Here is a 26,402-nt window from a genome sequence, read left to right on the forward strand (position 1 = left end):
ACTATTTCAAGAACTTAGTCAAAGACAAATTGACAAGTAAAGAGGGAGCCCGCATTTATGCCAAACGCAAGGTGGATGTCGAACCTGTATTTGGTAGGATGAAGGGTGTTTTTGGCGTGCGCAGAGTGCATGTCAGAGGTCAAAAAGTGGTTGAAACTGAGATAGGATTCCTCCTAATGAGCATGAATCTCACGAAATTGGCGAAGAAATTAGCCCATGATAATAGAAACAAAAGGAAAAACACAAATAGTTCGGCTGGATTTCATCAAAATCAGCTTGAATCTATCTGTGTTTTTTATTTACTGGCTAGTTTTTGCTCAGCCTCTTTCACTTGCCAGAATGTATAGAATAGTATACATGTTGCTTTAAAATTTGGTTAAATTTTCGGTAATTTTAATGATTAAACTCTCCATCTAACTTGCTTATTTTCAGAAAATTTTGTATAATGTAACAATGCTATTGAGCTCGAAAAATATTTAGAAAGATTGGTGAACCTATGCTTCAACAACTTGTCAATGGTTTGATTCTTGGTTCTGTTTATGCCCTTTTGGCCCTTGGTTATACCATGGTGTACGGAATTATCAAACTCATTAACTTCGCCCATGGCGATTTGTATATGATGGGTGCTTTTATGGGGTACTTCCTATTAAATAATTTAACTTTTATTGCAGATGGTGGAACGCGTTTCTTTGTTGCTCTCATTCTAGCGATGGTAGGGACGGCTATTCTCGGTGTCGTTATAGAGTTTTTAGCCTATCGTCCTTTGCGTAATTCAACGCGTATAGCAGCTTTGATTACGGCTATAGGTGTATCCTTCTTCTTAGAATACACTATGATTAAATTCTTTACAGCAGACGTAAAAGCCTTTCCACAAGCAATCGAAGCTGTGACTTTTAACCTTGGTCCAGTTTCTGTTACCAATATCCAGTTGATTATTCTTGGTGTATCGCTTGCGTTGATGGTCGCTCTTCAATTAATTGTCAAACGTACAAAAATGGGGAAGGCCATGCGTGCGGTTTCTGTAGATAGCGATGCAGCTCAGCTTATGGGGATCAATGTAAACCGTACAATCAGCTTTACTTTTGCTCTTGGGTCAGCTCTTGCGGGTGCTGCGGGTGTTCTCCTAGGTCTCTACTACAACCAGATTGAGCCTTTGATGGGGATGACCCCAGGTTTGAAAGCCTTTGTAGCGGCAGTATTGGGCGGTATCGGTATTATTCCAGGTGCTGCGCTTGGTGGCTTCGTTATCGGTATCATCGAAACATTTACCTATGTAATTGAATTCGATACTTTCCGTGATGCGATCGTATATACTGTTTTGATCATCATCCTCTTGGTGCGTCCAAGTGGTATTCTTGGTAAAAATGTGAAAGAGAAGGTGTAACCATGAAGCAAAATTTAAAAGTTAATGCGATTTGGTTGGCTATCTTATTGGCTGGTTTTGGGCTTATTCAAGGTCTTGTATCAGCAGGGATTCTGAATTTTTACTACATCCAGATTGTTCAGCAAATCGGTATTCAAATTATCTTGGCAGTTGGTTTAAACTTGATTGTTGGTTTCTCAGGTCAATTTTCACTTGGTCATGCTGGTTTTATGGCTATTGGTGCTTATGCAGTAGGTATTCTTGGGAAAATGATGCCAACTTATGGTGGATTTGCTATCGCCTTGATTGTTGGGATGTTAATCTCAGGTGCAGTGGCTCTTTTAGTTGGTATTCCAACCCTTCGTTTGAAAGGGGACTACCTTGCAATTGCGACTCTTGGTGTTGCAGAGATTATTCGTATTTTAATTATCAATGGTGGTAGTGTAACGAATGGTGCAGCAGGTATTATGTCTATTCCACTCTTTACAAGCTGGCCTTTAGTTTATATTTTTGTAATCATCACAACCTTGGTGACAGTTAACTTTTTGCGCAGTCCGATGGGACGTGCTACAATTTCTGTTCGTGAGGATGAAATTGCGGCAGAATCTGTAGGTGTCAATCCAACATTTGTTAAAGTTTCAGCCTTTGTATTTGGTGCCATGACGGCAGCCATTGCAGGTGGTCTCCATGCAGGATACGTTGGGACAATTGTTCCGAAAGACTTTGCCTTTATGACCTCCGTTAACGTTTTGATTATCATTGTATTGGGTGGTTTGGGCTCTATCACAGGTACCTTTGTAGCAGCCATTGTACTTGGTATTTTGAACGTATTCCTCAAGAGTTACTCTGATATTTCAATGATTATCTATTCATTAGCTCTTATTCTCTTGATGATTTTCCGTCCTGGAGGTCTTTTGGGAACTAAGGAATTCAGCGTAGCAGCTCTACTCAAGAAGAAGGAGGTTAAGTAATGGCATTACTTGAAGTAAAAGATTTAACCAAGAACTTCGGTGGCCTAACTGCCGTTGGTGACGTGACCATGGAACTTCATGAAGGGGAATTGGTTGGTCTTATCGGTCCAAATGGTGCTGGTAAAACGACTTTATTCAACCTCTTGACAGGTGTTTATGAGCCAAGCGAGGGGACAATTTCTCTTGCAGGGACTATTTTGAACGGTAAAGCACCATCAAAAATTGCTTCGCTTGGTCTTGGTCGTACTTTCCAGAACATTCGTTTGTTCAAAAATATGACCGTTTTGGAAAATGTTTTGATTGGTCTTGGCAACCATGGTAAATCAGAAGTATTTGCAAGTTTCTTCCGTCTTCCAGCATTCTATAAGAATGAAGAAGCGTTGAAAACAAAAGCGATTGAACTTTTGAAAATCTTCGATTTGGATGGCGATGCAGATACATTAGCTAAAAACCTTCCTTACGGTCAACAACGACGTTTGGAAATCGTTCGTGCCCTTGCGACTGAACCAAAAATTCTTTTCTTGGATGAACCAGCGGCTGGTATGAACCCACAAGAAACGGCAGAATTGACCCAACTTATCCGTAAAATCAAAGAAGAATTTGGCATTACTATCATCTTGATTGAACACGATATGAGCTTGGTTATGGAAGTGACGGAGCGGATATACGTATTGGAGTACGGTCGTTTGATTGCCCATGGTACACCAGAAGAAATTCGTAATAACAAGCGTGTAATTGAAGCCTACCTTGGAGGTGAAGCTTAATGGCAATGTTAGAAGTAAAAAATCTTTCCGTTAACTACGGTGTTATCGAAGCTGTTAAAGATGTTAGCTTTGAGGTTAATGAAGGTGAAGTTGTAACACTTATCGGCGCTAATGGTGCTGGTAAAACCTCTATCCTTCGTACTATTTCAGGACTTGTTCGTCCATCAGCTGGAACGATTTCTTTCCTTGGAAATGAGATTCAAAAAGTTCCTGCACGTAAAATCGTAGCAGACGGTTTATCACAAGTTCCAGAAGGTCGTCATGTTTTTGCAGGCTTGACTGTTATGGAAAACTTGGAAATGGGTGCCTTCCTTCGCAACAATCGTGAGGAAAACCAAGCAAACTTGAGAAAAATCTTTGCTCGTTTTCCACGTTTGGAAGAGCGTAAAAACCAGGATGCCGCTACCCTTTCAGGTGGTGAGCAACAGATGTTGGCCATGGGACGTGCCCTAATGAGCCAACCAAAGCTCTTGCTCCTTGATGAACCATCAATGGGCTTGGCTCCGATCTTTATCCAAGAAATTTTTGATATTATCCAAGATATTCAAAAACAAGGAACAACTGTCCTCTTGATTGAGCAAAATGCTAACAAAGCTCTCGCAATTGCAGATCGTGGCTATGTTCTAGAAACAGGAAAAGTTGTCCTATCAGGAACAGGAAAAGAACTCCTCGCCTCAGAAGAAGTCAAAAAAGCATATCTGGGTGGTTAAAACGTGGGTTATCCCACGTTTTAAGTTGGAAATAGGAAACGCCGGCAGGCGTTTTTCTTTATATCAAGGTCCGAGGGACCTTTTTAGGTTGGAGATAGGAAAACCAGCAATGTACGTTGCTGGTTTGTCTCCCACCCTGACAGGTTGTTTTAGGTCGGAAATAGGGACCGTCGGCAGACGGTCTTTCTTTATGTTGAAAATTAAAAACTCTCAGAAACGCCGAAATATCAATGTTTCTAAGAGTTTAATGACTTGCTATCTTTCGCAAACTTCTTCAATTTTTTATATTTTTAGGGGGTTGTCTACGTTCCGAACCGCTGGCAATCGGTTTTCTTCATCACGAGTAGGTTGTTTAAAGTTGGAAATGGGGATTCTTATCAAGCGCTCTCCCTCGTTATTACTATCTATGCAGTAAGCTTCAAATATAGTATAATGAATGTATATTTGGAGGTTTGTATGATTAAAGTTGAAGAGATTTTATCGACTCTATCACCGAATCAAAAGGTTAACTATGATAAAGTGTTTCAAAAAATGGCGAGCACGTGGCAGGAAGCGGGGCTTCGACCGAAAATTCTCATGCATGTCTGTTGTGCACCATGCTCGACCTATACATTGGAGTACTTGACTCAATATGCAGATGTAACCATCTATTTTGCGAATTCCAATATTCATCCAAAGGCGGAGTACCAGCGGCGGGCAGCCGTGACGGCCCAGTTTGTCAAAGAATTTAATCAGAAAACTGGACAGTCGGTAGGCTACCTAGAAGCTGACTATAGCCCTCAGGAATTTTTCAAGAAAACTCAGCATCTTGCCAATGAGCCAGAGGGGGGAGATCGGTGTAAGGTTTGCTATGATTATCGGTTGGATAAGACTGCGGAGAAGGCAGTTGAGCTTGGTTTTGACTATTTTGGTTCGGCTTTGACAATCAGTCCACATAAGAATTCGCAGACCATCAATGCTGTTGGGATTGAGGTACAGAAATTATACGATACCCAGTATCTTCCGAGTGACTTTAAGAAAAATGGAGGCTATCAGCGTTCAGTTCAAATGTGTGAAGAGTATGACATTTATCGCCAGTGCTATTGTGGCTGTGTCTATGGGGCCAATGCCCAAGGTGTCAATCTCGTACAGGTAAAAAAAGAAGCCTTGGAATTTTTAAAAACGCACAGAGATTATTCCCACATTCCTTTCAAGGTGCTGGATAAGAATTGAGTTTTTGAGTTTAGTTTTTACTTAAGGAGCGTTTTTTCTTGCTTTCTCTATGAAATTGGTATATACTAATTATGGTTAATATATTGTACTACTAGGAGAAAAGCAAAATGAAATTGAGAAAAGTATCATTTATTTTAGTTACCTTTGTCATCGGTTTACTATCGTTATCAAGTGTGAAGGCGGAGACTTCGATGTTTGTACCAGTAGGTCAACAGAATGTTCCGGGGGTAAAAGTAGCTCCTTTTAGAACGGGTTCAGATTCTATTCATGTCCATGTTGGCTCATTTGGTTATGTCACTGCATATATAAACGGGAAAAAGATAGATGTTCCTACAGTTAAGCATAAGTCAAAGTGTCCTAAAGAAGGGGAGGTTAATTATTTTCCACAATGCTATGAGAGAGAATGGGAAGTAAGTGGTCATCGTGCGGACGGCAGTGGAGATTATGTTGTAAAATTGAATAAGAAACTCGAAGAAGGTGATGTTGTTACATTAAAATTTGCAGACGATGGGAATTTGTATTTTGGTCAATTAGTATATAAAAGTGAAAAGAAGCGAGTTGAACAGAATCAAAAGGAACAAGAGGATGAGTACGCAGATGCCTTGTTCAAACGTTCTATTGAGGAAGAAGAAAATAAGACTTGGAGAGATCGGATAAAGGATACTTTTCAAGATGCTTGGTGGAATTTCAAAGGGTGGTGGAATAGCTAATAAAGGAACTGCTATTTGGAAAATAGGCCATTTGGAGTGATTATCCTACCTTCCTGATATAAATTTCAATGAAAGAGTCCAGACTTTATGTCTAGGCTCTTTTTGTGGTACAATGAGAAAGGAATTTTGAGGTTTTTATGACAGTAATTGAACAGATTGAAAAATTAAAAAAAGAGAAATTAGAGCTTCTGACCATTTTATGCGGTGAAGACATCGGACAATACCAAATAGCGAAAGACTTACTTCTGAGGAAGCTTGATTTTGATGCGGCAGATTTAGGTTTTGCCTATTTTGATATGTCGGAGGCTGATTATCATCAGGTAGACTTGGACTTAGTTTCTCTTCCCTTCTTTTCAGATGAAAAAGTAGTGATTCTTGATTATTTTGCAGATTTAACGACAGATAAAAAACGGCATTTGACGGATGATGAACTCAAACAGTTTGAGGTCTATTTGGAAAATCCTGTCGAAACAACACGTTTGGTCATTCTAGCACCGGGTAAGTTGGACAGTAAGCGTCGTCTGGTCAAGCTCCTCAAACGAGATGGACTAGTATTAGAAGCCAATCCCCTGAAGGAGCTGGATTTGAAAAATCATTTCCAGAAAGAGATAATGCGTCTTGGATTGCAGATGGGAGGAGAGGTTTTTCAATATCTTTTAGAAAAGTCCAATTTTGATTTTGCAGAAATCAGTAAGAACCTAGCCTTTCTTCAATCTTATAAGGGAAAAGAGACGATTGAAATTTCAGATATTGATGCGGCTATCCCCAAAACACTACAAGATAATATCTTTGATTTAACACAGTTAATTCTACAATCCAAGGTAGACGAGGCTCGCAACTTAGTTCGTGACTTGCGGTTGCAAGGGGAGGAAGAGGTTAAGTTGATTGCCATCATGTTAACCCAATTTCGAACCTATCTACAAGTGCAAATACTACTAGAACAAGGCCGAGGGGAACAGCGGATAGTAGCTGAGTTATCAACTATTATGGGGCGTAAGGTAAATCCATACCAAGTAAAGTATGCTTTGCGTGATTCACGCCATCTGTCCATTGGATTTTTGAAAAAAGTCGTCAAGCTCCTAATTGATACAGATTTTCAAATTAAAACAGGCCAATTTGATAAGGATTATTTATTTGATTTGGCATTATTAAAAATCGCGACTGCATAGTAAAAAGAGTATTTTAGATTTAGGGGCAACCATGGTTTCAGACAAATAAATTGAAAAGGCTCTCACATTGGAGTAGAATAGAACTATCACTTAGTATAGGAGAAAACGAAAATGGCAATTATTTTACCAGACCTTCCATACGCATACGATGCTTTGGAACCACATATTGATGCAGAAACAATGACCCTTCACCATGGTAAGCACCATGCGACTTATGTTACAAATGCTAATGCAGCACTTGAAAAACATCCTGAAATTGGCGAAGACCTTGAAGCTCTTCTTTCAAATGTTGACCAAATTCCTTCAGACATCCGCCAAGCTTTGATCAACAACGGTGGTGGTCATTTGAACCATGCTCTTTTCTGGGAATTGCTTTCACCTGAAAAAACAGAAATTTCAGCAGAATTGGCAGCAGATATTGATGCAACTTTTGGCTCATTTGATGCATTCAAAGAAGTCTTCACTACAGCAGCAACAACTCGTTTCGGTTCAGGTTGGGCTTTCTTGGTTGTTAATAAAGAAGGCAAGTTGGAAGTTATCTCAACTGCTAACCAAGACACACCAATCATGCAAGGTTTGAAACCAATTTTGGCATTGGATGTTTGGGAACATGCTTACTACCTTAACTACCGCAATGTCCGTCCGAACTACATTAAAGCCTTCTTTGAAGTAATCAACTGGGACAAGGTTAACGAACTTTATAAAGCAGCTAAATAAGAACAGTTCTCTTCCTTTGGGAAGAGATTTTTTAGTTGCCAGGATTATTTTTGAGAGAATTGTGTAAGGGAAGAAGGGGAATTTTCGTATTATAGATAAAAATGACAAGATATTTTCAGAAAACCGATGTAAAAGTAAGAATAAACGAATATTTTTATAATTTTTTGTTATAAATGACTGATTTAATATTGAAAAGCTGTAAAAAAAGGATTATTATAGATATGTCAATATGAAAAAAATAGAAGGAGCATTGTTTTGCTTATGAAAAAGAATATTCGGTTGAAAAGCAGTATACTAGCTCTTGTAGCTGGTTTTAGCGTTATTGCAACACAAACTGTTTTGGCAGATGAATTAGCTGTCCAAATTATGGGAGTTAATGATTTCCATGGTGCGCTTGATATGACGGGGACAGCGCGATTGGAAGGGGAAACAGTTCGGAATGCAGGAACTGCCGCCTTACTTGATGCTTACATGGATGATTCACAAGCAGAATTTGAAGAAACAGCAGCAGAAACAGAGACACCTGCAGAGTCTATCCGTGTTCAAGCTGGGGATATGGTTGGTGCAAGTCCATCGAATTCTGGACTTTTGCAAGATGAACCAACTGTAAAAGTCTTTAATAAAATGGATGTTGAATACGGGACTTTGGGGAACCATGAGTTTGATGAGGGACTTGATGAGTATAACCGTATCATGACTGGTGAAGCTCCAAAAAAAGGTCAGTTTAATGAGATTGTAGATAATTATACTCGTGAAGCTGCTAAACAGGAGATTGTTATTGCTAACGTTATTGACAAAGAAACGGGTGAAATTCCGTATGGTTGGAAGCCCTACGCTATTAAGACTATTCCCGTGAATGATAAAGAAGCTAAGATTGGATTTATTGGTGTAGTTACGACAGAAATTCCTAATCTTGTTTTGAAGAAAAACTATGAGCAGTACACTTTTTTGAATGAGGCAGAGACGATTGCTAAATATGCGCGTGAGTTAGCTGAAAAAGGTGTAAATGCGATAGTTGTACTGGCTCACGTTCCAGCTACAAGCAAGGATGGTGTGGCTGCTGGTGAAGCAGCAGATATGATTGCTAAGCTAAATGAAATCTATCCTGAACACTCAGTTGACCTTGTATTTGCTGGTCATAACCATGTCTATACAAACGGTACAACGGGCAAAACCTTGATTGTTCAAGCTACCTCACAAGGTAAGGCTTACGCAGATGTTAGGGCTATTTATGATACAGATATTGCCGACTTTAAAGCTGTTCCGACTGCGAAAATTATTGCAGTAGCACCAGGGCAGAAAACACCAAGTCCGGAAATTCAGGCAATTGTGGATGAGGCAAATACCATTGTTAAAAAAGTAACAGAGCAAAAAATTGCTACAGCTAGTCAAGCGACAGATATTTCTCGCGAAGTGAATGAATTTAAAGAAAGTGCTGTAGGTAATCTAGTAACATCGGCTCAATTAGCTATCGCTAAGAAATCGGGTTATGATGTTGACTTTGCAATGACAAACGATGGCGGGATTCGGGCAGATTTGAAAGTCCAAGAAGATGGAACAGTTACTTGGGGTGCAGCACAGGCTGTGCAACCATTTGGGAATATCTTGCAAGTTGTTCAGATGACAGGTGAGCAGATTTATACAGCCTTAAATCAACAATATGATGAAGGTGAAAAATATTTCCTTCAAATGTCTGGAATTAAATATATCTACACGAAGGCTGACAATCCAACGGAAGAAAATCCTTACAAGGTTGTTAAAGCCTTCAAAGAAGATGGAACAGAGATTGTTCCGACAGAAACCTATAAACTTGTCATCAACGACTTCTTATTTGGTGGTGGGGATGGCTTCTCAATTTTCAAAGAAGCTAAACTGATTGGTGCTATCAATCCAGATACAGAAGTATTTGTGGAGTACTTGACTGATTTAGAAAAAGCAGGTCAAACCATTAGTGCAACAATTCCAGGTAGAAAAGCATTTGTAGAGAAGTACGTAGAAGAACCAAAAGCAGAAGAAAAAGGAGATACTGCTGGGCCAACTACCGATACGAAAACACCTGGAAAAGCAAGCGACGGTGGCGATAGTGTAGCAAATCAGAAAGCAAACGAGCAACCGGCACCATCTGGAAGTGTGGCTCCTATTTCAAATAAGAAAGCTGAAAAAGCATCAGGAAATCAAACACTTCCAAATACCGGTCAAGAAGCCCTAGGCTCACTTCTTATTAGCTTGGGTGGCTTAGTCTCACTCGGAATGGCTGTCTCAATGAGACGTAAGGAAGGGGAATAGGAATCAAGCATAAAAGTGACAAACTTTCGAAGTATGTTCTAGAATCGCTTCTTTTAGAGACTATCATGAGAGAAATACATAAAAACAATAGTGTTTCATCTTAGAGTAAGTTCTGCTTTTTTGTAAAAATTTGAAAAAACTTACATAACCTTGCTCTTGCAATCTGCTCTCTTCTGGGGTACAATAGAGAAGCAGACTTCCCTTAGTTAAATGGATATAACAAATTCCTCCTAAGAATTAGTTGCAGGTTCGATTCCTGCAGGGGAGATGGAGAGTATACGAAAAAGCCTAAATGATAGGCTTTTTTGCATTATTGAATTTCCTCAACTGCTGTCCATAAATAGTCTGTTTTCTGTTTATAAGATAAGCTATGGCAAGTACAGTAATAGCATAGGGCAGGATATTAGCTCCGAATACTTCATAACTAATGAAGAGAGGAGCCAGTAAGGTATTGGTGGCTGTTCCAAATACGGCACAATACCCAAGGGCTGCAACAAGTTCAGTTGGTAGACCTAGTAATCCTGCTAAAACAGCCCCAGAACTAGCTCCAATCGCAAAGAGTGGAGTAACTTCGCCTCCTTGAAAACCTGCAGCCAAACAAAGACAGGTTAGTAGGAGTTTTAGTAGCCAATCGTAAGCAAACACCTGTTCCCCAGCTAAACTAGCCTCAATCAAATTGGTTCCTAGACCAGTGTAACGACCTTGATGGAAGAAAAATAGTAGAACGGTCAGTCCAACTCCCATGATAGCTATTTTAATGTAAGGATTTGGAAACCATCGAGTTGAAATGCTTTTTGCTTGCGCCAGAAACCAAGCAAATAAATTACCGACAACTCCAAAGCAGATGGCAACCAAAATCCATTTAAAACTATCTGTAAAATGGAATGAGGTAGTCGCGATGGCATGCGAAAATTTCTCCAATCCCAGTAAATGGGAAGTAGTAGAAGCCGTGAGAGCAGCGACTAGACAATAGGGGAGACTTGTCCAAGAATATTGGCCAACGACTAAAACCTCAATGGCAAAGAAACTAGCAGCCAATGGTGTTTGAAATAGCCCAGCAAAACCTGCGGCCATACCAATCTTTGTTATCATGTCTTTGGGCAAGTGTGTGAAACCATGTTTTTGTAACCAATGCGAGAGACTGGCACCAAGTTGAACAGCTACACCCTCGCGACCAACGGAAGCGCCAAAAAGATGACTGAGCCAAGTTGTAGAGATGATGAGCGGAATGAGAACTGGAGAAATTTGCACATTCTCCCCTTGTCCAGCTTTGAAGACTAAGCCCATGCCTGCTTGGACTTCCCTCCCCCATTTTTGATAAATGAAAACAATCATTATCCCTGCAAGTGGCAGAAAAGGAATTAGAAAAGTAAAATATTCAGATCGTAAGTCACTAACCCCTAGTAGAATTTTCCCAAAAAGTGTGGTAATTATTCCTGCACCGACTCCAATTAAGCTGGAAAAGAAAAGGAGTTGGATGGCTTGTTTCATCTTATTCCTCATGATTCGCTAGCTTGGAAGATTGATAGGCTCTTGATTGGGCCATCATATCACTAAAGGTTGCTTGAATGGCAGAGCGGTAATCATCCTTTTGAACTAATTTTCCAACTCTTTCAAGGACAGCATTTTCTCGGCTGGTATCCAAAACAGGCTTACCTGTTGCTCGTTTGTAGGCTGTGACTTGGTCGACCAACTCCATTCGTTTTTCAAGTAGTTCAACCAATTGGCTATCAATCGTGTTGATCTGTTCGCGGATGCAATCCAAATTCATCTTATAGACCTCCGTATATTGTTTCAGTTGTTTTTTAGTATAGCAAAAAACAAGGCAGAATACTAGCCTTGTTTGAGGAAGTTACCAACTTGCTTTTTTTACCCCAGGAAGTTGACCAAGATGGGCTAATTCACGGAAGGTAATCCGACTCACACCGAATTTTCGCATATAAGCATGCGGACGGCCATCGGTCCTGTCGCGGTATTTCAGTCGATTTGGATTTGAGTCGCGAGGCAATTTTCGAAGTGCTTGATAGTCACCTTTTTCTTTGAGACTTTTTCGCAAATCTGCATAACGTTCGATTAATTCCAATTGCCTCTGATAGCGTGCCATTTTTGATTTTTTAGCCATAAAATTCTCCTTTTTTTAAAAAACTTAACCAGTTAATTATATATCAAAAAAATAAAGATTGCAAACAATAGGTGTACAATCTTAATAAAAGGCTAAAAGAAACAGACTAGACCTATTGCTAAGCCAGTCTGTTTGTCAGTTAATTCATTGTATCTAGTTTAGCAACAAGGTCTGTTGCGAATTGCTCAAGGTTAACAATATCCTCATCTTCAGCGGCAAGGTCTACCTTAACATTTTCGGCACCCTTAGTTGCACCACGTGACCCCAACATGACATCAAAGTCATCTACTGCACTACAGAAGTCATCATAGAAGGTATCGCCAGAACCACAAACACCGTAGACCTTACCGGTCAAATCTAAATCAGCTAGGTCAGCATAGAAATCAACAATTTCATCTGGAAGCTCACCGTCTCCACCGTAAGAATAGGTGTAGCTGGCTACCACGATGAGGTCCGCATCCAAGATTTCTTCTGTTTCAATAGTCGTACATTCGTGAACCTGTACTTCCAAGCCTAACTCTTCTAGCTTACTGGCGACGATGTCAGCAATTTCTTCTGTGTTACCAGTCATACTAGCGTAAACTATTTTTGCTAGTGCCATAATTTCCTCCAAATTACATAGTAATTCCATTATACCACACTCCCATCATTTTCAAAAGGGGAAGTTTATGCTAAAATGATGAAAAGGAGTTGCTATGACAATTTACAGTAAAATTATTGAAAAAATTCACGAATACGACACGATTATTATTCACCGACATAAACGACCAGATTCGGATGCCATTGGTAGTCAAGTTGGCTTGCAGAAACTCTTGCAGAAGAATTTTCCTGAAAAAACCATCAAGGTAACCGGTTTTGAGGAACCAAATCTTGCTTGGATGGCAGGAATGGACGTAGTTGCAGACCAAGACTATCAAGGAGCCTTGGTTATCGTGACAGACACTGCCAATACGGCGCGTGTGGATGACGACCGCTATGTTCAAGGAGATTTCTTGATTAAAATCGATCATCACCCCAACGAAGAGCCTTATGGCGACCTGCTCTGGGTCAATACGGAAGCCAGTTCATGCAGTGAAATGATTGCGGAACTGGCCATCCAGAGCCAACTGGAACTAGATGGAGAGATTGCTCGTCTACTCTATGCAGGAATTGTGGGCGATACAGGCCGCTTTCTCTATCCAGCAACCAGCTCGCGCACCTTTGAGATTGTCGCTCGTCTCCGCCAAGAAGATTTTGACTTTGCAAGGATGTCTCGTCAGATGGACACCATTGATTTCAAGATTGCCAAGTTGACAGGTTACGTCTACGACAACTTGGAAGTGGATGAATATGGTGCGGCACGTGTCGTTTTGACACAGGATATTCTCGAAAAATATGGCGTGACCGATGCGGACACTTCCTTTATCGTAGGTGCACCAGGACGGATTGGAATCGTTCAATCTTGGGGGATTTTTGTGGAACAAACTGACGGAAACTATCGAGTACGACTACGCAGTAAGTATCTTCCAATCAACGAGATTGCCAAACGCCACGATGGCGGTGGCCACCCACTAGCAAGTGGTGCTAACTCTTATTCACTCTCCGAAAATGAGCAAATATACCAAGAAATCCAAGAGGTAGTGAGGAATGCAAGCAAGTAGTCGCTCCCTTCGTTTAATGGGCACTGTCATTGAAACAAAAATCTGGCATCCACAGGCAGAACCAATTTTGGATCAGGTAGAAGAGCTTCTCTATCTCTACAAGGATCGGTTTTCTGCCAATGACTTGACCTCTGAATTGATGGAGGTCAATATCAATGCGGGTGTTCAGGCGGTTCCTGTTGCAGAGGACCTGTATGAATTGATCAAATTGGGCAAGGAACACAGTCTGGCTCAGGGATCTTTTTTGAATATTACCATTGGCCCTCTTGTACAAAGCTGGCGGATTGGGTTTAGCGATGCCAAACTTCCAACTCAAGAAATGATCAGTGAAAAACTCCAACTCATCAATCCAAGGGACATTGAATTAGATGATGAGGAGCAGACAGTCTATTTGAAAAAAGAAGGCATGGCGATCGACTTGGGTGCTCTGGCAAAAGGGTATGTGGCAGATAAGATGGTCGACTTCCTTAAAAGAATAGGTGTGACAGCTGGACTGATTAACCTGGGTGGCAACGTCCTGACCTTTGGTCAAGCTCCTCACAATGCCGATGGCTATTGGCGAATTGGTATACAGGATCCTCAGAAACCACGTGGTGAAAATGCCCTCGTCCTCAAAATAGGAGAAGAATCGGTAGTCACCTCTGGTATTTACGAAAGAACCCTTACCGTGAATGGAAAGACCTATCATCATATTTTGAGTTCCGAGACCGGATATCCAGTCGAGTCGCAACTGGCTAGTTTGACCATTGTGTCCAAACAATCTGTTGATGGTGAGATTTGGACGACTCGACTGTTTGGTCAGGAAATAACTCGGATTTATAAGATGGTAGAAGAAACTGATGGTATCGAGGCGGTTCTGATTGGGCTGGATGGCAGGATTCTAGTGACCTCAGGGCTTTCTGAGAAAGTTCTTGCTGGTAAAGAAAGGATTTCTGATAGCTTGGGCAGTCCTTCAAGAGGGGGATTTGGCGCCAGAGTAACTTCTGACCTTGCTTCAGGTGCTTCCGTACTATAACTTGAAAAAATATTAAAAAAATAGGTAAAAAGACTTGCCATAAGAACAAACTTTTGGTAAACTTAAATGGTTATAATCTATGGCTCGGAAAGAGTCCATGGCAGAAAGGAATTTTAAAATGAAAAAAGATATCCATCCAGAATATCGCACTGTTGTCTTCATGGACACAACTACTGGCTACAAGTTCCTTAGCGGTTCAACTAAGAAATCTAACGAAACAGTTGAATTCGAAGGTGAAACTTACCCATTGATCCGTGTGGAAATTTCATCAGACTCACACCCATTCTATACTGGACGTCAAAAGTTCACTCAAGCAGATGGACGTGTGGATCGCTTCAACAAAAAATACGGTCTCAAATAATCAGCGTTATAAAACCGTTAGAAACGTTGATTTTAAGCCATTCCCGAGCCTTGGGAGTGGTTTTCTTTTTGAAATGGTAACGGCTGGGCGTTACATTCCCAAAAATTGGGCAAACTTTTCAGCCGTTTTTTCTTTTGTATTTTCCGTAACATGCGCGTAAATATTCATAGTCGTTTTTATATCTTCGTGCCCTAGTCGTTCCTGGACTTCTTTAATCGTTGCCCCTGCTTCAAATAATAAGCTACAATGAGTATGGCGGAAACCGTGGGGCGTTATATAAGGCAAGTCATATTTTTTCAGAATACAACGCAGATTATAATTTATATAATCAAAACTATGGGCGTTGCCTGTTTCTGCTGGAAAAACTAGGTCAGTAGGTTTCACGCGCTGGGGGAAGTTTAAAAAATGTCTAGTCTTTTCCCACTTTTTCAGAATAGACACGGTAATAGGGTCAAGCGTGATAGTGCGCTTACTCTTTTTTGTTTTGGGTGTTTGATAGACGATACTGTTATTTTCTCCGTAGGCTACTATTTGGCTAACTGATAAACGCGAGGTAAAGAAGTCTAAGTCTTTCCACCGTAGGGCAAGTACTTCGCTTTTTCTCATACCCGTAAAGGCGAGTAATCGGAAAATACAAGCTATTTCTTCCTTGTCTTCCTTTGCTACGCAGTCTAGGAACTTTTGCAAGTCTTCACGGCTGTAAAAGTTTTCTTTTTTCTTTTCTTCTTCATCGACTTCAGAGGATTTACGGGGCTTTATTATCTTCTTCATGGGGTTATCATGAATATAGCCCAGATTTACCGCAAAATCTAAAACCATCTTAGTCATACCGATAAAGTTAGCATATTTCTTGTAGCCCTTAAACCATTCTTGTGCCTGTTTTTGGCACATTGGTAGGCTTATTTTATCCACGTAGCACGCGCCAAATGCTGGAATGATATGTAGGTCTGCTTGTGCCTTTTGTCTGGCGTATGTACTAGCCTTCACGGTGTTTTTATAGTGTTCTAGCCATATCTTATAGACTTCCTCAAAGGTTATTCTATCTGGCCTGTCAAAAAATCCTTCATGCTCCACTTTTAGAAGTAATTGGCTTTCAGCTATTTTGGCTTCTTTCTTAGTTTTAAAACCTCTTTTCCTTACGCGCTTTTCTTTGCCTGTAATGGGGTCTATACCTACATAGGCGATATAAGAGTATCTAACAGAGCCGTCATTTAGTTTGTATTGTTTAATCATTTGTTTATCCTTCCTATTGGTTTCCCCACCTAATCGAAAGAATAAAATAGTATGCGCGTGTTTATAAGTGGTTTCTAATATTATTGCTAAGAATGAAAAAAGTGCCTAGCAAAACTAGACACCTCACGCAAATATACACCCTCGGGCGTTATAAATGCTTTCTCCGTTTATCTAGTTTATAGTATTTGGGATTAAATATCAATCATAAAAATATGGTTGCTTACACGTTGCCATCTGTAAGCGTGGAGAATTTGACAACAAAATAAACTATCTGATAAGATATACAAGCCCCCTTTGAATTTACTGAAGGGAGGTGGTTTAGTTGCTAGAGTTTATCCTCACAAGTATTCTAGCGCCGTTATTGGTTAATATCTTGACTGAAGTAGTTAAGTATTATTTAGACGATAACGACGACTAACCCCAAACAGGGGCAAACAAAAACCCTCAACGCTGGCACGTTGGGGGCTTTTTTGATTTAGTGCTAGAATTGTCCTCACAACAATTCTTTACACTATGATTATACCCCCATTATAGGTTATATGTCAATCAATTTGTATATTTCCACGCGCCGACCTGCTGGGGTTGGCGTTTTTCGTAACATGGCAGAATAACAATAAAAGGCAGAATAAACTTATATCCTACCTTTTTGTTATGATAAAATTAAAAAAGCCCTTAACTGTTGGCTGGCATACCACACAGGCAGCTTACGACAATACGCAGACACAAACAGAATTACAAGTAGCCTTTTCTATACTTAATATAACTCTTTTTATTGAAAAATTCAACTATTTGTGTCTTTTTTGGCGTTTTTTCGTGCTTTTTTTATTTTTATCACTAAAAAAGGTCTATACACTCACATTTTCCAGCAGGGAAGTATTGGCAATGTTGTAGGTTAGTTTGTTTTAGTTTAGTAAGTAGTTCCAGGTTTTCGGTATAGTCTTGATTTTTTGCTACTTGCTTAAATATTCTATACAGATGATTTGCGAAAATATCCGCTATTTGTATCATAGTATGATTAGCAGAGTCAAAGAAATCAACTTTTACATCTGAAACCCTATCACTTTCTACACATAGTTTTGTCTGTAAATACTCTTCAAGGGCTTTTAAACTTTCGACACTCTTGTTTCTATCGTCTAAGTCTAGTTTTAGTGGTGTTTGGTCGTTTATGAGCTTGTCAGCTTTTAAAAACATCAGATAATTAAAAGTAATGTTTGGTTTTTCTCTTAGCCGTTGTAATGCATTGTAATTGTCAAATACCAGGTAATTGAATTGTATATCTGTTTTTGAAATAAGTTGACTAAAAACGTAGTCTTTAAACTCTATTGACATTTGAGAGCCTTTTATTTCTGATTTGATGTCTAGTAGTACATCAGGATTGTGTTTTAGGTAATTTACTTTGGCTTTTCTGAATACCCGTTTTACTTTTTCTTTGTTTGTGGCAGTCACTCCAGCAATGATAAAAAAACGGTTATTAGGGGAATTGCTAGTAGTAATGCTTCCTGATTCGTCTAAACTGTAATGTTGCATGGTTTCCTTTCTCTTTGATTTATTCACGCGCCGACCTGCTGGGCTTGGCGTTTTTAACTGTCTTTGTTTCTGTTTGCTAGTTTATGTGCAAGGTCAACTATTATTTTTTGGTCAGCAATATCTAACACTTTAAAATATACCAGTAATTCAATTTCTATTTCTGTCAAGTGATATAGTGCTTTAAAAAAGTGATTTACTTGATTGATAGCATCTTCTTTGCTTAATTTCAGCGCCTTATTTTCTTTATCCGTGATAGTTTCAATCATAGCTTTGTCAAAATACTTTAAAAATATTTCACGTCCGCTTTCTATTTCTGATAACTCAAACAAGTACTCTTTTTCTGTCTGTTCTCCTACTCCATATTTATCTAATGCATCCCAAAAGATAGCATCTGAATTGTCATACCCTAACAAATACCCAACACTTACGCCAAAAAAATCTGCTAAAGCTTGGGCTGGCTTTGATTTTATTTCATTATTAGGATTTTCCCAGTTTTGATAGGTTCGCAAAGTTACATCTAGTTTTAACTTGGTTTTCACTATGTTTTCAAAAAAATCTTTTTGGGAAAAATTACTTGCTTTCCGTAATTCTTTTAACCTGTTTTTAGTTTCCATGTTTTCTACCTCTCACAAAAACAAGTATAACATGAACATTTAAAAAAATAAAATCATGAACGAAAAAAATTTCATTTTTTCCGTTGACAACGAAAGTTTTTTCGGTTATTATTACTTTACAAACGAAAGTTTTTTTCGTTTAAGAAAGGAGGGACAAAAATGCTACTAACGGAAGACCATGCTAGAAAAGTACGGCGCAAGCGCGCAGACTTACAAATCGGAAAACTAGAACTTGCTAAAAAGTTGCAAATCACACCGCCCACACTTGCCAAAGTAGAGCAGGGCAACTATGACGCCCCGCGCCGTATCTATGAAAGTGTCATAAATTGGCTACTAGAAGATGTGTAATTTTCCTAACTACCTTTCACACACACTACAGGAAAACGACACGGACAAAGAAAGGAGAAAAAACATAGGCGGACTACTTTATCTAACCCTAAAAAAGACGGCTAGGCACATTCTAGCTATCTTACAATGGCTATTTACTCATGATTGACCAACGACCAAGGGCAATCACGCGCAGAAAAAGAACTAAGCACTATTTTAAGGGCGTAACCCTTAAAACTACGACCAACGACAAAAACAAATGATTAAACAATAATACGGGTTTCCCCACCTAATCCAAAGAATAAACACGCAGGCGCGTGCTAGAAAGGAAAAACAATATGACCACACTTGAAGAACGTTACTGTATGGAGCGTAGAACCTTCTTAGGACAACGAGCAACACGCCAAGAATTACTAGAAAGGGTTATTTACCTTGAACTAATGGTAATGGATATGGCGGACAGTACACTAGATACAGACTTCCCAGAAATGGCAGTCAATACAACACTAGACCATATCGCAAATTTTGGCGATGAGGCACTTTACTTACTAGAGAGCCTAGACCATGACGGCGATTATAAAGCCCTTTGGGAGCATACAAAAGACACAGGGGCAGACAATGGCAAGTAAACAACTTGAAGCACTCCAAGAGCGTGCTAACAAGTCAGATGAAGAGCTAGACTATATTACTGATTATCTAGCTAGTTTGAATAATGAAGCCATAGAAACGACCCTAGCGGGTAAATTTGAAGCCGTTAGCCGTTTCATATGGGAGATACAAGGCTATTTACAAGAAAAACTAAAGGAGAAAATACAAAATGAGCAAAAAACAAACCTATAAAGAGTTTAAAAAATGGGTAGATGACCAAGTAAACATGGCGGAAGCTATGGGGCTAGATGAAAATAGCGCAGTCTTACCCGATATGGTGGAACAAAACGCGCAAGCATGGGTACAAATTCAAGAAATGCTAGAAGAACACACCTTACATTATCGAGCAAAGGGCAAGAAACGGAAGAAAGCCCGTAAAAACTACACTATCAGCCGTAAAAAGTACCTAGAATTACTAAAACAACTATATGAACTGTATGACCTAGCCGAAAAAGTAGAGGACTTTCAGCCCCTTATACCGAAAGAAGCAGACAAAAAAGAATTTTGTGAACTATGGGTAGGATTACAAGAAGGGCTAGGTTACTTACTTTCTGAATACAATAGCACTTTGACAGAAAAGGAGCTGGAATATATCGAGGGAGATACGGAAGATGACTAAAACACCATTTACACAGGAACTACTACAACAAGTTTATGAAGATAATGGGCTAGTTAGCTTTGATTTACTCCTAGAACGGCTGAAAGGTTGGACGATTGAGGGGATTAAGGCACGTTTTAACCAATGGCGACACCGTGGCATTATCTCCTATAGCTTGCTGAATGATGAAATTGAGGAATTTCAATTTTTAAAAACCAAACGAGAAGAAAAACAAGAAATTACTGAAGGGCGGAAGTTAAAGCTAGACGAGTATTTCAAGCAAGTTTTGGCAACGGCTGACATTATCAATAAGCCAACGGCAAGCGATACAAACCGCCTAAAGGCTATCCAGCTCCAGCAACAAGCCCTAACCGAAATCCCTGACGACATTTTCAAAGAATTTTCTGAGGTTTACGCCTAGAGGGTGTTAAATTCTCAAAAAAAGGTACATTCTAGCGATTTTTTGGAATGGGTAGTATAAAGATACTAGACAAAGAAAAAACGCCGTATAGACGATTTTAGGCGGTATATTGAACAGAAAGGAAAAAACGAATGACAGAAGCATTATTAAGCGAAAATGCAAGCCTTGAACTTGTCCGCGGTGCCCTAGCTTTGGCGCGTGAAATGGCAAAGGACGAAATAGAACGGCTAAACAAAAAGCCCTTAAGACAAGGGGAAGTAATGGAGTTATACGGCTTTGACCATAAATACATGAAGTATTTAAAGTCATGCGGGCTAAGGTCACGCCGTCAAGGGAAGTCTATCTACTATGATGTGCGAGATGTGGACGAAATTTTAGAAAAGTTGAAAGAATGACAACAAAAAAAGGCTTACACCAGCGACCAAACTGACAAGCCTTCAAATGATTAAACAATAACTAAGGAAGGGCAACCCCTTGTAAGCCTTTGTTATTGCCTTAATCATACCATAAGCACAATAAGAAGGCAAGTTAATATTATTTATTTCAAGATTTTAAAAATCAAAGACAGAACACACTAGCTAGGCTATTATTTTGGCACAGACTTACAAAGTAAGTTTGGAGCGGGCAACCGCTGGGGATAGTCTAGGCTAGTTCCAAAACATGTATAGTAAAAGAAAAATTGTAGACAGGTCAACACACGGAAAAAGCACGCGCCACCGCGCGAGCCAATACCAGAAATACAAGAACAAAATGTGGAAGGGGGTCAAAATGGACTTAAAAGGAAACGACAAACGTATATATAGCCTAATCGGTGTAGGGATTGAAAAAGCCATCACGGCGCGCCACATAGCACAACAAACCAACCTAGAAAAAAGAACGGTTAGGGAATGTGTTAGACGGCTGATAATCAAGCATAAAATACCAATTATTGGCAACCGCAAAGGCAATCATAAGGGCTATTTTATACCAGCCAATCATAGCGAACTAATGGCAGGTATAGGAGCCCTAGAAAAACAAATCGAGGAAGAAAAGAAACGGCTTGAAGTATTGCTAGAAGCCGAGGTATAGAAGTTAAGGGAGTAAAACAACATGCAAGAAATGACAATAGAACAAGCGTTAACACTCATAGCAATATTTACACCGCTAAACCTCTTTTTATGGTTTAGGGTAGGTTTGGGCAGTTTTCAAGCTCCTAGCAAGCCCCAAAATGTTTCCGAGAGTAAACACCCCAGACAAGCTACAAACGATAACTACGGGGCTTATATTTGGCTTGCTGGCAAGAGATATAACTAGGAGTGTCAAAAATGAATATTGAAGAAATATTAGAAACCGTTAGAAAAGAAGACCCTGATATTTTTCAATTAATACTAGCTATTATCAATAGAGAAATACCAGAAGAGGAAAGAGACTATTTTCTATCTTTGTCAGACGAGAAAGATAGGGCTGAATGGGTAAAGCAACAAATAGCGAAACAAAAGAACATAGAAAGGGAAAAAGATGTATAGCATTGTGGAAGTGACTATAAAACGTGGGGAACAAATCTTACTAGATTTACTAAAAGATAATCCGACACGCGCAGTAATGCAAAATAATTTTTTCCGTTTTTACTATTACTTGCCATTTGGTAGTTATATCACACCTTTTAGCCTAAACAATATCATTTTGAATGTATTTGAAGAAATACCAGCCCCGAAAGGGTGGAAACTTATTAGAGATTATCCAATAAGTATCATGAAAACAAGTCTATTAGCAAAGCTAGAAGACATTGAAAAAATCACGTTAGACCAACAAAGACAGGCAAGCGGGCTATATTTAGATGGCTGGGTGTTTGATACTATCACAAATGGAATTTACACCAAGGAAGAAACGGCTATTTTTATCAGACAAATGTATTTACATGGCTATGATTTTGAACAAGTAGTAGACTTATTTTCTGCTATTGTGAAGCGGACAAACCTAGCAAGCTATTTCTTAGACATGATGAAACAGTTTTATTTTGCTGAAGATACAGGAAACGCAATAGCATACATTATCAATCAGCAAAAACAAGATACAAAAATTATAAGCTAGACCATAGAAAGAAGGTGGGGAGTATTACACAGTATGGAAGACAAACAACAGGAGAAACGCAATATAATGCGCGTGATATACGGCTTATAACGTTTAAAGGTTGGCAAGGTAGGGTATTTCAATTTGTCCAACACAAGCAGGAAGAACGCTATAGAAAGCTATTAGAAGACGGTTTAGACGATAAGCAGGCACAAGCAGAAATTAAAAAGCCTATTCCACCTTTGATAGTTGCCGATTATATGGCGGAATTGCTGACAGTTTGCAGAATTGAAAGCGATGAGGGAACAAAACCTGTTTATTTTTATAACCCCGATGAGGGAATTTATATAAATGATAGGGAATTTTTAAAAGACTTTATAAGCATTATAGAGCCACGGCACAACGAAAAAAGGGCTAGCGATTGTATTTACCACTTAACCCGAAAAGCACCACATAGACAGGCGGAAAACGCCCCACATTTGATAATAGTTGGCAATGGTATCTACAACCGAAAGACACGGACACTAGAACCATTTACAGAAACAAGGGTATTCACTCACAAGATACAAACCAACTACAATCCCCGCGCCACAAGTCCAACTATTAAGGGATGGGAGTTTAAGGACTGGCTATTAGATTTGTTTAACGGAGATAAAGAACTTTATCAGTTATCACTTCAACTACTCAACGCCGTTGTACGTGGAGAAAGTTACGCTAAAATGTTTTGGTTTGTAGGAGAAGGCGGAACAGGAAAGGGGACGCTACAAGAGTTATTTATCAACCTAATAGGACGGCAGAACATAGCAAGTATTAAGATAACGGATTTAGATGTTAATAACCGCTTTACACTAGCCCAAGCAATCGGGAAACAAGCCATAATAGGCGACGATGTGCAAGCTGGGGCAGTTATTCGAGATACTTCCAAACTATTTAGCCTAGTTGGTGGGGATACTGTAACGGTTGAGAAAAAAGGGAAAGACGCTTACAGTACCTTTATAAAAACTTTAGTCATCCAATCAACAAACACACTACCAAAGATTAGGGGAGACTATCACGCTATACGGCGTAGAATGGTTATTTTGCCCTTTAATAAGCACTTTAAGGGGAAACCTAACCGAGCAATCAAAAACGATTATATCACGCGCCCTAGTGTCCTAGAATACGTGTTAAAAACAGTTATTGACCTAGATTTTAAGGACTTTATAGAGCCGAGCAAGTCTATAGATTTACTAGATGAATACCAGGAAGCAATAGACCCTGTTTTAGCATTTTCACAAAATCTATTTACTAATTTACATTCTACGTTTATTCCTAATGATTGGGTATGGTGGTACTTTACAGGCTTTGCAGATTATCACAATTTTCAACATAATTTCAGTAGTCAAGGTTTTCATACTCACTTTCCGCAATATTTACCCGATGACTGGGAAAAATTGGCTTATCCTATTAGTCTACCAAGAGGGGCAGACCTTCCCAAAGGTTTCTACCCCAAGGAAGACCAGCCCCACTATTTACCCCTATATGTGCCAATCAAAGGGAAGGCTCAGAGGGGCTATAAGAAAAAATAAGTTACAACACTTACAACACTTGGTACAACACTTTTTAGAAAAAGTGTAGTGACGAAACCCCAACAGCCCCAACGCTTTACATAATATTACTACACTTACTACACTTATTATATATAAAGTAATAAAAAAGAAATATACTTACTTGTGTATGTATATATATTATAAAAAAATTCAACGTATTCAAAAAAAGTGTAGTAAGTGTAGTAATATCTCCAAACCCCTTGTGCCCCAAGGGTTTTCGCTACAACACTTTATAACTTTAAGTGTTGTCAAGCGTTGTAAGGTGTTGTAATTCTAATATAGAAAGAAGGTGGAATTATTGAAGCAAACGAATGTAGAGAACTTCAGAACGCGAACTGATGGAATGTATAAAGGAATGATGGAAGGGCGTGCCCAATGGTTAGAAAACTTAGAGCGACACTATTTCCCGAATAAGTCCGCTAGGGAATATGACAATTTGAAGGCGCGTGATGAAGAAGGGGAAATAGCAAATGAACGCAGTTGAACCTATTCGCGATAAAGACGACATCCAAGCCATGAAGGATTATCTAAGGTCATGGAATGAACGGAACTATATTTTATTTCTTGTGGGAATAAACACAGGTTTTAGAATTGGGGATATTTTAAAATTAAGAGTAAAAGACGTCCAAGGTTGGCACATTCGAGTTAGGGAACAAAAAACTGGGAAACAGAAAAATATCAAAATGACCCGAACCCTAAAGAACGAGTTAAGGAAGTATGTAGAAGGCAAACCGCTTCATCATTATCTTTTTCAAAGCCGTAACGGTGTGAACAAACCCCTTGACCGCCGTACAGTTTACTGGATATTAAAGACCGCTGGGAATGATTTAGGGATAGAGAATATAGGCACTCATACCATGCGGAAAACATTTGGCTATCATTATTATAAAAAGTATAAGAATGTAGCTGATTTAATGACTATCTTTAATCATTCAAGCCCAGCAATCACGCTAATATACATAGGAGTTAGACAAGATGACCTAGATACTAAGATGGCTAACTTTGACATTTAAAGACAAATATCAAGTATTAATTAGACATAACGAAGAAAATGCTAGTAATAATTAAAGGAATAGCTGAAAGCCTTGATAGTATTGAGTTTAGAGAGTGAAACATAATTAGACAGAATATAAGATATGACTAATTAAACGAACACAAAAAACATTCAAAAAATACAAAAAGAAAATAAAATCATTAAGCCCTTTACATGTTAGTATTAAGGGCTTATCTATTGTCTGTAGTGCATTTGGAAGATAAGGGGGGGTGTACCCTACCACCCTACCGCCTTTGGACTTCACGCCGTCATTCTACATTTTTTTTCGCGCCAAAATATTATAAACAACTATTACACTGATGATAGTAGTCTAGTATAAATAAGCCCCCATGCCAAAACAAAACGCTTTTCTGCAGGGGAAACGTGCAACGGGAAAGGGACATCGGAAAAAATATCTAGTCTATATTTATCGTAATTCAAAAACGAATTAGATTATAATAGATTGATGATTTTATATTTTACCCCCCTACCCTTTTGAAATATTTTCAAATGATTGGGAACCGAGTAAGGGAACTTCTTCCAAGTCAGGAACCGTTAGACAAAAAGGGGGTAAAAATTTTGTAGAATTTATGACAAGAGATTTTTTCTTTATCCCCCCTGGTTTAGAATGTTAGCACATGAAGACAATAACGGTGTTAATCCTCTTGTGTATCTCTCCCCAAAAATTGACCAAAATTGATATATAAAAAATAATAAAAATACCAATGGTGTAAAATTTGAAATAGACATTAAAAAAGCTGGTAAAACCAACTTTTTTTGTATATTATTTCATAAAAATGTATAAAATAACTTACCCTTTATTTCTTGGAATAGGTGGGGAAACTCTTAATTTTGGTAACGGAAAAAGTTCCGACTGATGATAATTGATAAGAATATATAAGAATTTAATAAAAACTTTCTTCTATTTATATAGTTATCTTATTATTTAATGAAAAATGATAATAAATAAAAGGGTATAAAATACGGTCTCAAATAAAGAGGCTGAGCAAAAACTAGCCAGTAAATAAAAAACACAGATAGATTCAAGCTGATTTTGATGAAATCCAGCCGAACTATTTGTGTTTTTCCTTTTGTTTCTATTATCATGGGCTAATTTCTTCGCCAATTTCGTGAGATTCATGCTCATTAGGAGGAATCCTATCTCAGTTTCAACCACTTTTTGACCTCTGACATGCACTCTGCGCACGCCAAAAACACCCTTCATCCTACCAAATACAGGTTCGACATCCACCTTGCGTTTGGCATAAATGCGGGCTCCCTCTTTACTTGTCAATTTGTCTTTGACTAAGTTCTTGAAATAGT

Annotated in this window: 30 protein-coding genes, 1 tRNA gene and 2 pseudogenes; 25 read left to right on the plus strand and 8 right to left on the minus strand. The window is 39.0% G+C overall.

Going from position 1 to position 26,402, the window contains the following annotated elements; genetic code table 11:
- The 11 genes and pseudogenes from ODU45_RS07870 to ODU45_RS07920 form a co-directional block, all read left to right on the plus strand.
- Positions 1 to 216: pseudogene (locus tag ODU45_RS07870) on the plus strand (transposase); the annotation flags it as partial.
- Positions 217 to 496: 280 nt separating this feature from the next.
- Entirely contained in the window at positions 497 to 1,384 is an 888-nt protein-coding gene (locus tag ODU45_RS07875; RefSeq protein WP_012027482.1) for a branched-chain amino acid ABC transporter permease, read from the plus strand.
- 2 nt (positions 1,385 to 1,386) lie between these two features.
- Positions 1,387 to 2,334 carry a branched-chain amino acid ABC transporter permease gene (locus tag ODU45_RS07880; RefSeq protein ID WP_002937293.1) on the plus strand — a complete coding sequence of 316 codons (948 nt, stop codon included), beginning with the start codon at positions 1,387 to 1,389 and terminating at the stop codon, positions 2,332 to 2,334.
- Positions 2,334 to 3,098: an ABC transporter ATP-binding protein gene (locus tag ODU45_RS07885; RefSeq protein WP_002937291.1), complete on the plus strand. Its 765-nt coding sequence runs from the start codon at positions 2,334 to 2,336 to the stop codon at positions 3,096 to 3,098. Before ODU45_RS07880 ends, ODU45_RS07885 begins: the two co-directional genes overlap by 1 nt.
- On the plus strand, positions 3,098 to 3,808 hold the full coding sequence (locus tag ODU45_RS07890) for an ABC transporter ATP-binding protein (RefSeq protein WP_023370933.1): 711 nt from the start codon (positions 3,098 to 3,100) through the stop codon (positions 3,806 to 3,808). The genes ODU45_RS07885 and ODU45_RS07890 overlap by 1 nt, the downstream gene beginning before the upstream one ends.
- A 456-nt stretch (positions 3,809 to 4,264) precedes the next feature.
- Complete coding sequence (locus ODU45_RS07895) at positions 4,265 to 5,020, plus strand: epoxyqueuosine reductase QueH (protein ID WP_024387922.1); 756 nt, start codon at positions 4,265 to 4,267, stop codon at positions 5,018 to 5,020.
- Between the two features lie 107 nt (positions 5,021 to 5,127).
- Positions 5,128 to 5,730 (plus strand): hypothetical protein, encoded by a 603-nt coding sequence (locus ODU45_RS07900; protein WP_014638361.1) that lies wholly within the window; start codon positions 5,128 to 5,130, stop codon positions 5,728 to 5,730.
- A gap of 137 nt (positions 5,731 to 5,867) precedes the next feature.
- On the plus strand, positions 5,868 to 6,899 hold the full coding sequence (gene holA, locus ODU45_RS07905) for a DNA polymerase III subunit delta (protein WP_398581089.1): 1,032 nt from the start codon (positions 5,868 to 5,870) through the stop codon (positions 6,897 to 6,899).
- A gap of 111 nt (positions 6,900 to 7,010) precedes the next feature.
- Entirely contained in the window at positions 7,011 to 7,616 is a 606-nt protein-coding gene (sodA, locus tag ODU45_RS07910; RefSeq protein ID WP_172030185.1) for a superoxide dismutase SodA, read from the plus strand.
- A gap of 261 nt (positions 7,617 to 7,877) precedes the next feature.
- Positions 7,878 to 9,902 carry a bifunctional metallophosphatase/5'-nucleotidase gene (locus ODU45_RS07915; protein ID WP_398581090.1) on the plus strand — a complete coding sequence of 675 codons (2,025 nt, stop codon included), beginning with the start codon at positions 7,878 to 7,880 and terminating at the stop codon, positions 9,900 to 9,902.
- Positions 9,903 to 10,098: 196 nt separating this feature from the next.
- A tRNA-Arg gene (locus ODU45_RS07920) sits at positions 10,099 to 10,170 on the plus strand.
- 20 nt (positions 10,171 to 10,190) lie between these two features.
- Here ODU45_RS07920 and ODU45_RS07925 read toward each other — a convergent pair.
- From ODU45_RS07925 to ODU45_RS07940, 4 genes are all read right to left on the minus strand, one after another.
- A complete protein-coding gene (locus tag ODU45_RS07925; protein WP_136671167.1) occupies positions 10,191 to 11,405 on the minus strand; it encodes a chloride channel protein in 1,215 nt (404 codons plus the stop codon).
- Positions 11,395 to 11,673 carry a chorismate mutase gene (locus tag ODU45_RS07930; protein WP_024401825.1) on the minus strand — a complete coding sequence of 93 codons (279 nt, stop codon included), beginning with the start codon at positions 11,671 to 11,673 and terminating at the stop codon, positions 11,395 to 11,397. The genes ODU45_RS07925 and ODU45_RS07930 overlap by 11 nt, the downstream gene beginning before the upstream one ends.
- 81 nt (positions 11,674 to 11,754) lie before the next feature.
- Positions 11,755 to 12,024: a 30S ribosomal protein S14 gene (rpsN, locus tag ODU45_RS07935; RefSeq protein WP_002940393.1), complete on the minus strand. Its 270-nt coding sequence runs from the start codon at positions 12,022 to 12,024 to the stop codon at positions 11,755 to 11,757.
- Between the two features lie 139 nt (positions 12,025 to 12,163).
- Positions 12,164 to 12,625 carry a flavodoxin gene (locus ODU45_RS07940; protein ID WP_012775265.1) on the minus strand — a complete coding sequence of 154 codons (462 nt, stop codon included), beginning with the start codon at positions 12,623 to 12,625 and terminating at the stop codon, positions 12,164 to 12,166.
- Positions 12,626 to 12,719: 94 nt separating this feature from the next.
- Between ODU45_RS07940 and ODU45_RS07945 the strand changes: the two genes are divergently transcribed.
- The 3 genes from ODU45_RS07945 to ODU45_RS07955 all read left to right on the plus strand — a co-directional run bounded on the left by ODU45_RS07945 (position 12,720) and on the right by ODU45_RS07955 (position 15,040).
- A complete protein-coding gene (locus ODU45_RS07945; RefSeq protein WP_398581091.1) occupies positions 12,720 to 13,664 on the plus strand; it encodes a bifunctional oligoribonuclease/PAP phosphatase NrnA in 945 nt (314 codons plus the stop codon).
- Positions 13,651 to 14,679 carry an FAD:protein FMN transferase gene (locus tag ODU45_RS07950; RefSeq protein ID WP_398581092.1) on the plus strand — a complete coding sequence of 343 codons (1,029 nt, stop codon included), beginning with the start codon at positions 13,651 to 13,653 and terminating at the stop codon, positions 14,677 to 14,679. Before ODU45_RS07945 ends, ODU45_RS07950 begins: the two co-directional genes overlap by 14 nt.
- A 118-nt stretch (positions 14,680 to 14,797) precedes the next feature.
- Positions 14,798 to 15,040, plus strand: a complete 243-nt coding sequence (locus ODU45_RS07955; protein ID WP_012027466.1) for a type B 50S ribosomal protein L31 — start codon at positions 14,798 to 14,800, stop codon at positions 15,038 to 15,040.
- A gap of 90 nt (positions 15,041 to 15,130) precedes the next feature.
- On the opposite strand, the gene ODU45_RS07960 is transcribed toward ODU45_RS07955, so the two are convergent.
- From ODU45_RS07960 to ODU45_RS07970, 3 genes are all read right to left on the minus strand, one after another.
- Entirely contained in the window at positions 15,131 to 16,273 is a 1,143-nt protein-coding gene (locus ODU45_RS07960; protein ID WP_398581093.1) for a tyrosine-type recombinase/integrase, read from the minus strand.
- An 834-nt stretch (positions 16,274 to 17,107) separates the two neighbouring features.
- Positions 17,108 to 17,827, minus strand: coding sequence for a DUF3800 domain-containing protein (locus ODU45_RS07965; protein WP_398581094.1), 720 nt, complete (start codon positions 17,825 to 17,827; stop codon positions 17,108 to 17,110).
- 26 nt (positions 17,828 to 17,853) lie between these two features.
- The gene (locus ODU45_RS07970) at positions 17,854 to 18,414 is read right to left on the minus strand and encodes a helix-turn-helix domain-containing protein (protein ID WP_398581095.1); all 561 of its coding nucleotides are present in this window, start codon (positions 18,412 to 18,414) and stop codon (positions 17,854 to 17,856) included.
- Positions 18,415 to 18,573: 159 nt separating this feature from the next.
- On the opposite strand from ODU45_RS07970, the gene ODU45_RS07975 reads away from it, so the two are divergent.
- The 11 genes from ODU45_RS07975 to ODU45_RS08025 all read left to right on the plus strand — a co-directional run bounded on the left by ODU45_RS07975 (position 18,574) and on the right by ODU45_RS08025 (position 25,059).
- Entirely contained in the window at positions 18,574 to 18,762 is a 189-nt protein-coding gene (locus ODU45_RS07975) for a DNA-binding protein (protein ID WP_087013485.1), read from the plus strand.
- Between the two features lie 317 nt (positions 18,763 to 19,079).
- Entirely contained in the window at positions 19,080 to 19,370 is a 291-nt protein-coding gene (locus tag ODU45_RS07980) for a hypothetical protein (protein ID WP_398581096.1), read from the plus strand.
- Positions 19,360 to 19,581, plus strand: coding sequence for a hypothetical protein (locus ODU45_RS07985; RefSeq protein WP_398581097.1), 222 nt, complete (start codon positions 19,360 to 19,362; stop codon positions 19,579 to 19,581). The genes ODU45_RS07980 and ODU45_RS07985 overlap by 11 nt, the downstream gene beginning before the upstream one ends.
- On the plus strand, positions 19,559 to 20,008 hold the full coding sequence (locus ODU45_RS07990; protein ID WP_398581098.1) for a hypothetical protein: 450 nt from the start codon (positions 19,559 to 19,561) through the stop codon (positions 20,006 to 20,008). The genes ODU45_RS07985 and ODU45_RS07990 overlap by 23 nt, the downstream gene beginning before the upstream one ends.
- Positions 20,001 to 20,408, plus strand: coding sequence for a hypothetical protein (locus ODU45_RS07995; RefSeq protein WP_398581099.1), 408 nt, complete (start codon positions 20,001 to 20,003; stop codon positions 20,406 to 20,408). Before ODU45_RS07990 ends, ODU45_RS07995 begins: the two co-directional genes overlap by 8 nt.
- A 131-nt stretch (positions 20,409 to 20,539) precedes the next feature.
- Positions 20,540 to 20,803: a hypothetical protein gene (locus ODU45_RS08000; protein ID WP_024385458.1), complete on the plus strand. Its 264-nt coding sequence runs from the start codon at positions 20,540 to 20,542 to the stop codon at positions 20,801 to 20,803.
- 373 nt (positions 20,804 to 21,176) lie between these two features.
- Positions 21,177 to 21,476, plus strand: coding sequence for a DNA-binding protein (locus ODU45_RS08005; RefSeq protein ID WP_398581100.1), 300 nt, complete (start codon positions 21,177 to 21,179; stop codon positions 21,474 to 21,476).
- A 236-nt stretch (positions 21,477 to 21,712) separates the two neighbouring features.
- A complete protein-coding gene (locus ODU45_RS08010) occupies positions 21,713 to 21,913 on the plus strand; it encodes a hypothetical protein (protein WP_105257381.1) in 201 nt (66 codons plus the stop codon).
- The gene (locus tag ODU45_RS08015; RefSeq protein ID WP_398581101.1) at positions 21,906 to 22,478 is read left to right on the plus strand and encodes a hypothetical protein; all 573 of its coding nucleotides are present in this window, start codon (positions 21,906 to 21,908) and stop codon (positions 22,476 to 22,478) included. Before ODU45_RS08010 ends, ODU45_RS08015 begins: the two co-directional genes overlap by 8 nt.
- A 14-nt stretch (positions 22,479 to 22,492) precedes the next feature.
- Positions 22,493 to 24,025 (plus strand): phage/plasmid primase, P4 family, encoded by a 1,533-nt coding sequence (locus ODU45_RS08020; RefSeq protein WP_398581102.1) that lies wholly within the window; start codon positions 22,493 to 22,495, stop codon positions 24,023 to 24,025.
- Positions 24,026 to 24,516: 491 nt separating this feature from the next.
- On the plus strand, positions 24,517 to 25,059 hold the full coding sequence (locus ODU45_RS08025) for a site-specific integrase (protein WP_023370068.1): 543 nt from the start codon (positions 24,517 to 24,519) through the stop codon (positions 25,057 to 25,059).
- A gap of 1,127 nt (positions 25,060 to 26,186) precedes the next feature.
- On the opposite strand, the pseudogene ODU45_RS08030 reads toward ODU45_RS08025, so the two are convergent.
- Positions 26,187 to 26,402: pseudogene (locus tag ODU45_RS08030) on the minus strand (transposase); the annotation flags it as partial.

Origin of the sequence: Streptococcus sp. 2022WUSS135, from assembly GCF_044427045.1 — a bacterium.
Lineage (GTDB): Bacteria > Bacillota > Bacilli > Lactobacillales > Streptococcaceae > Streptococcus > Streptococcus hashimotonensis.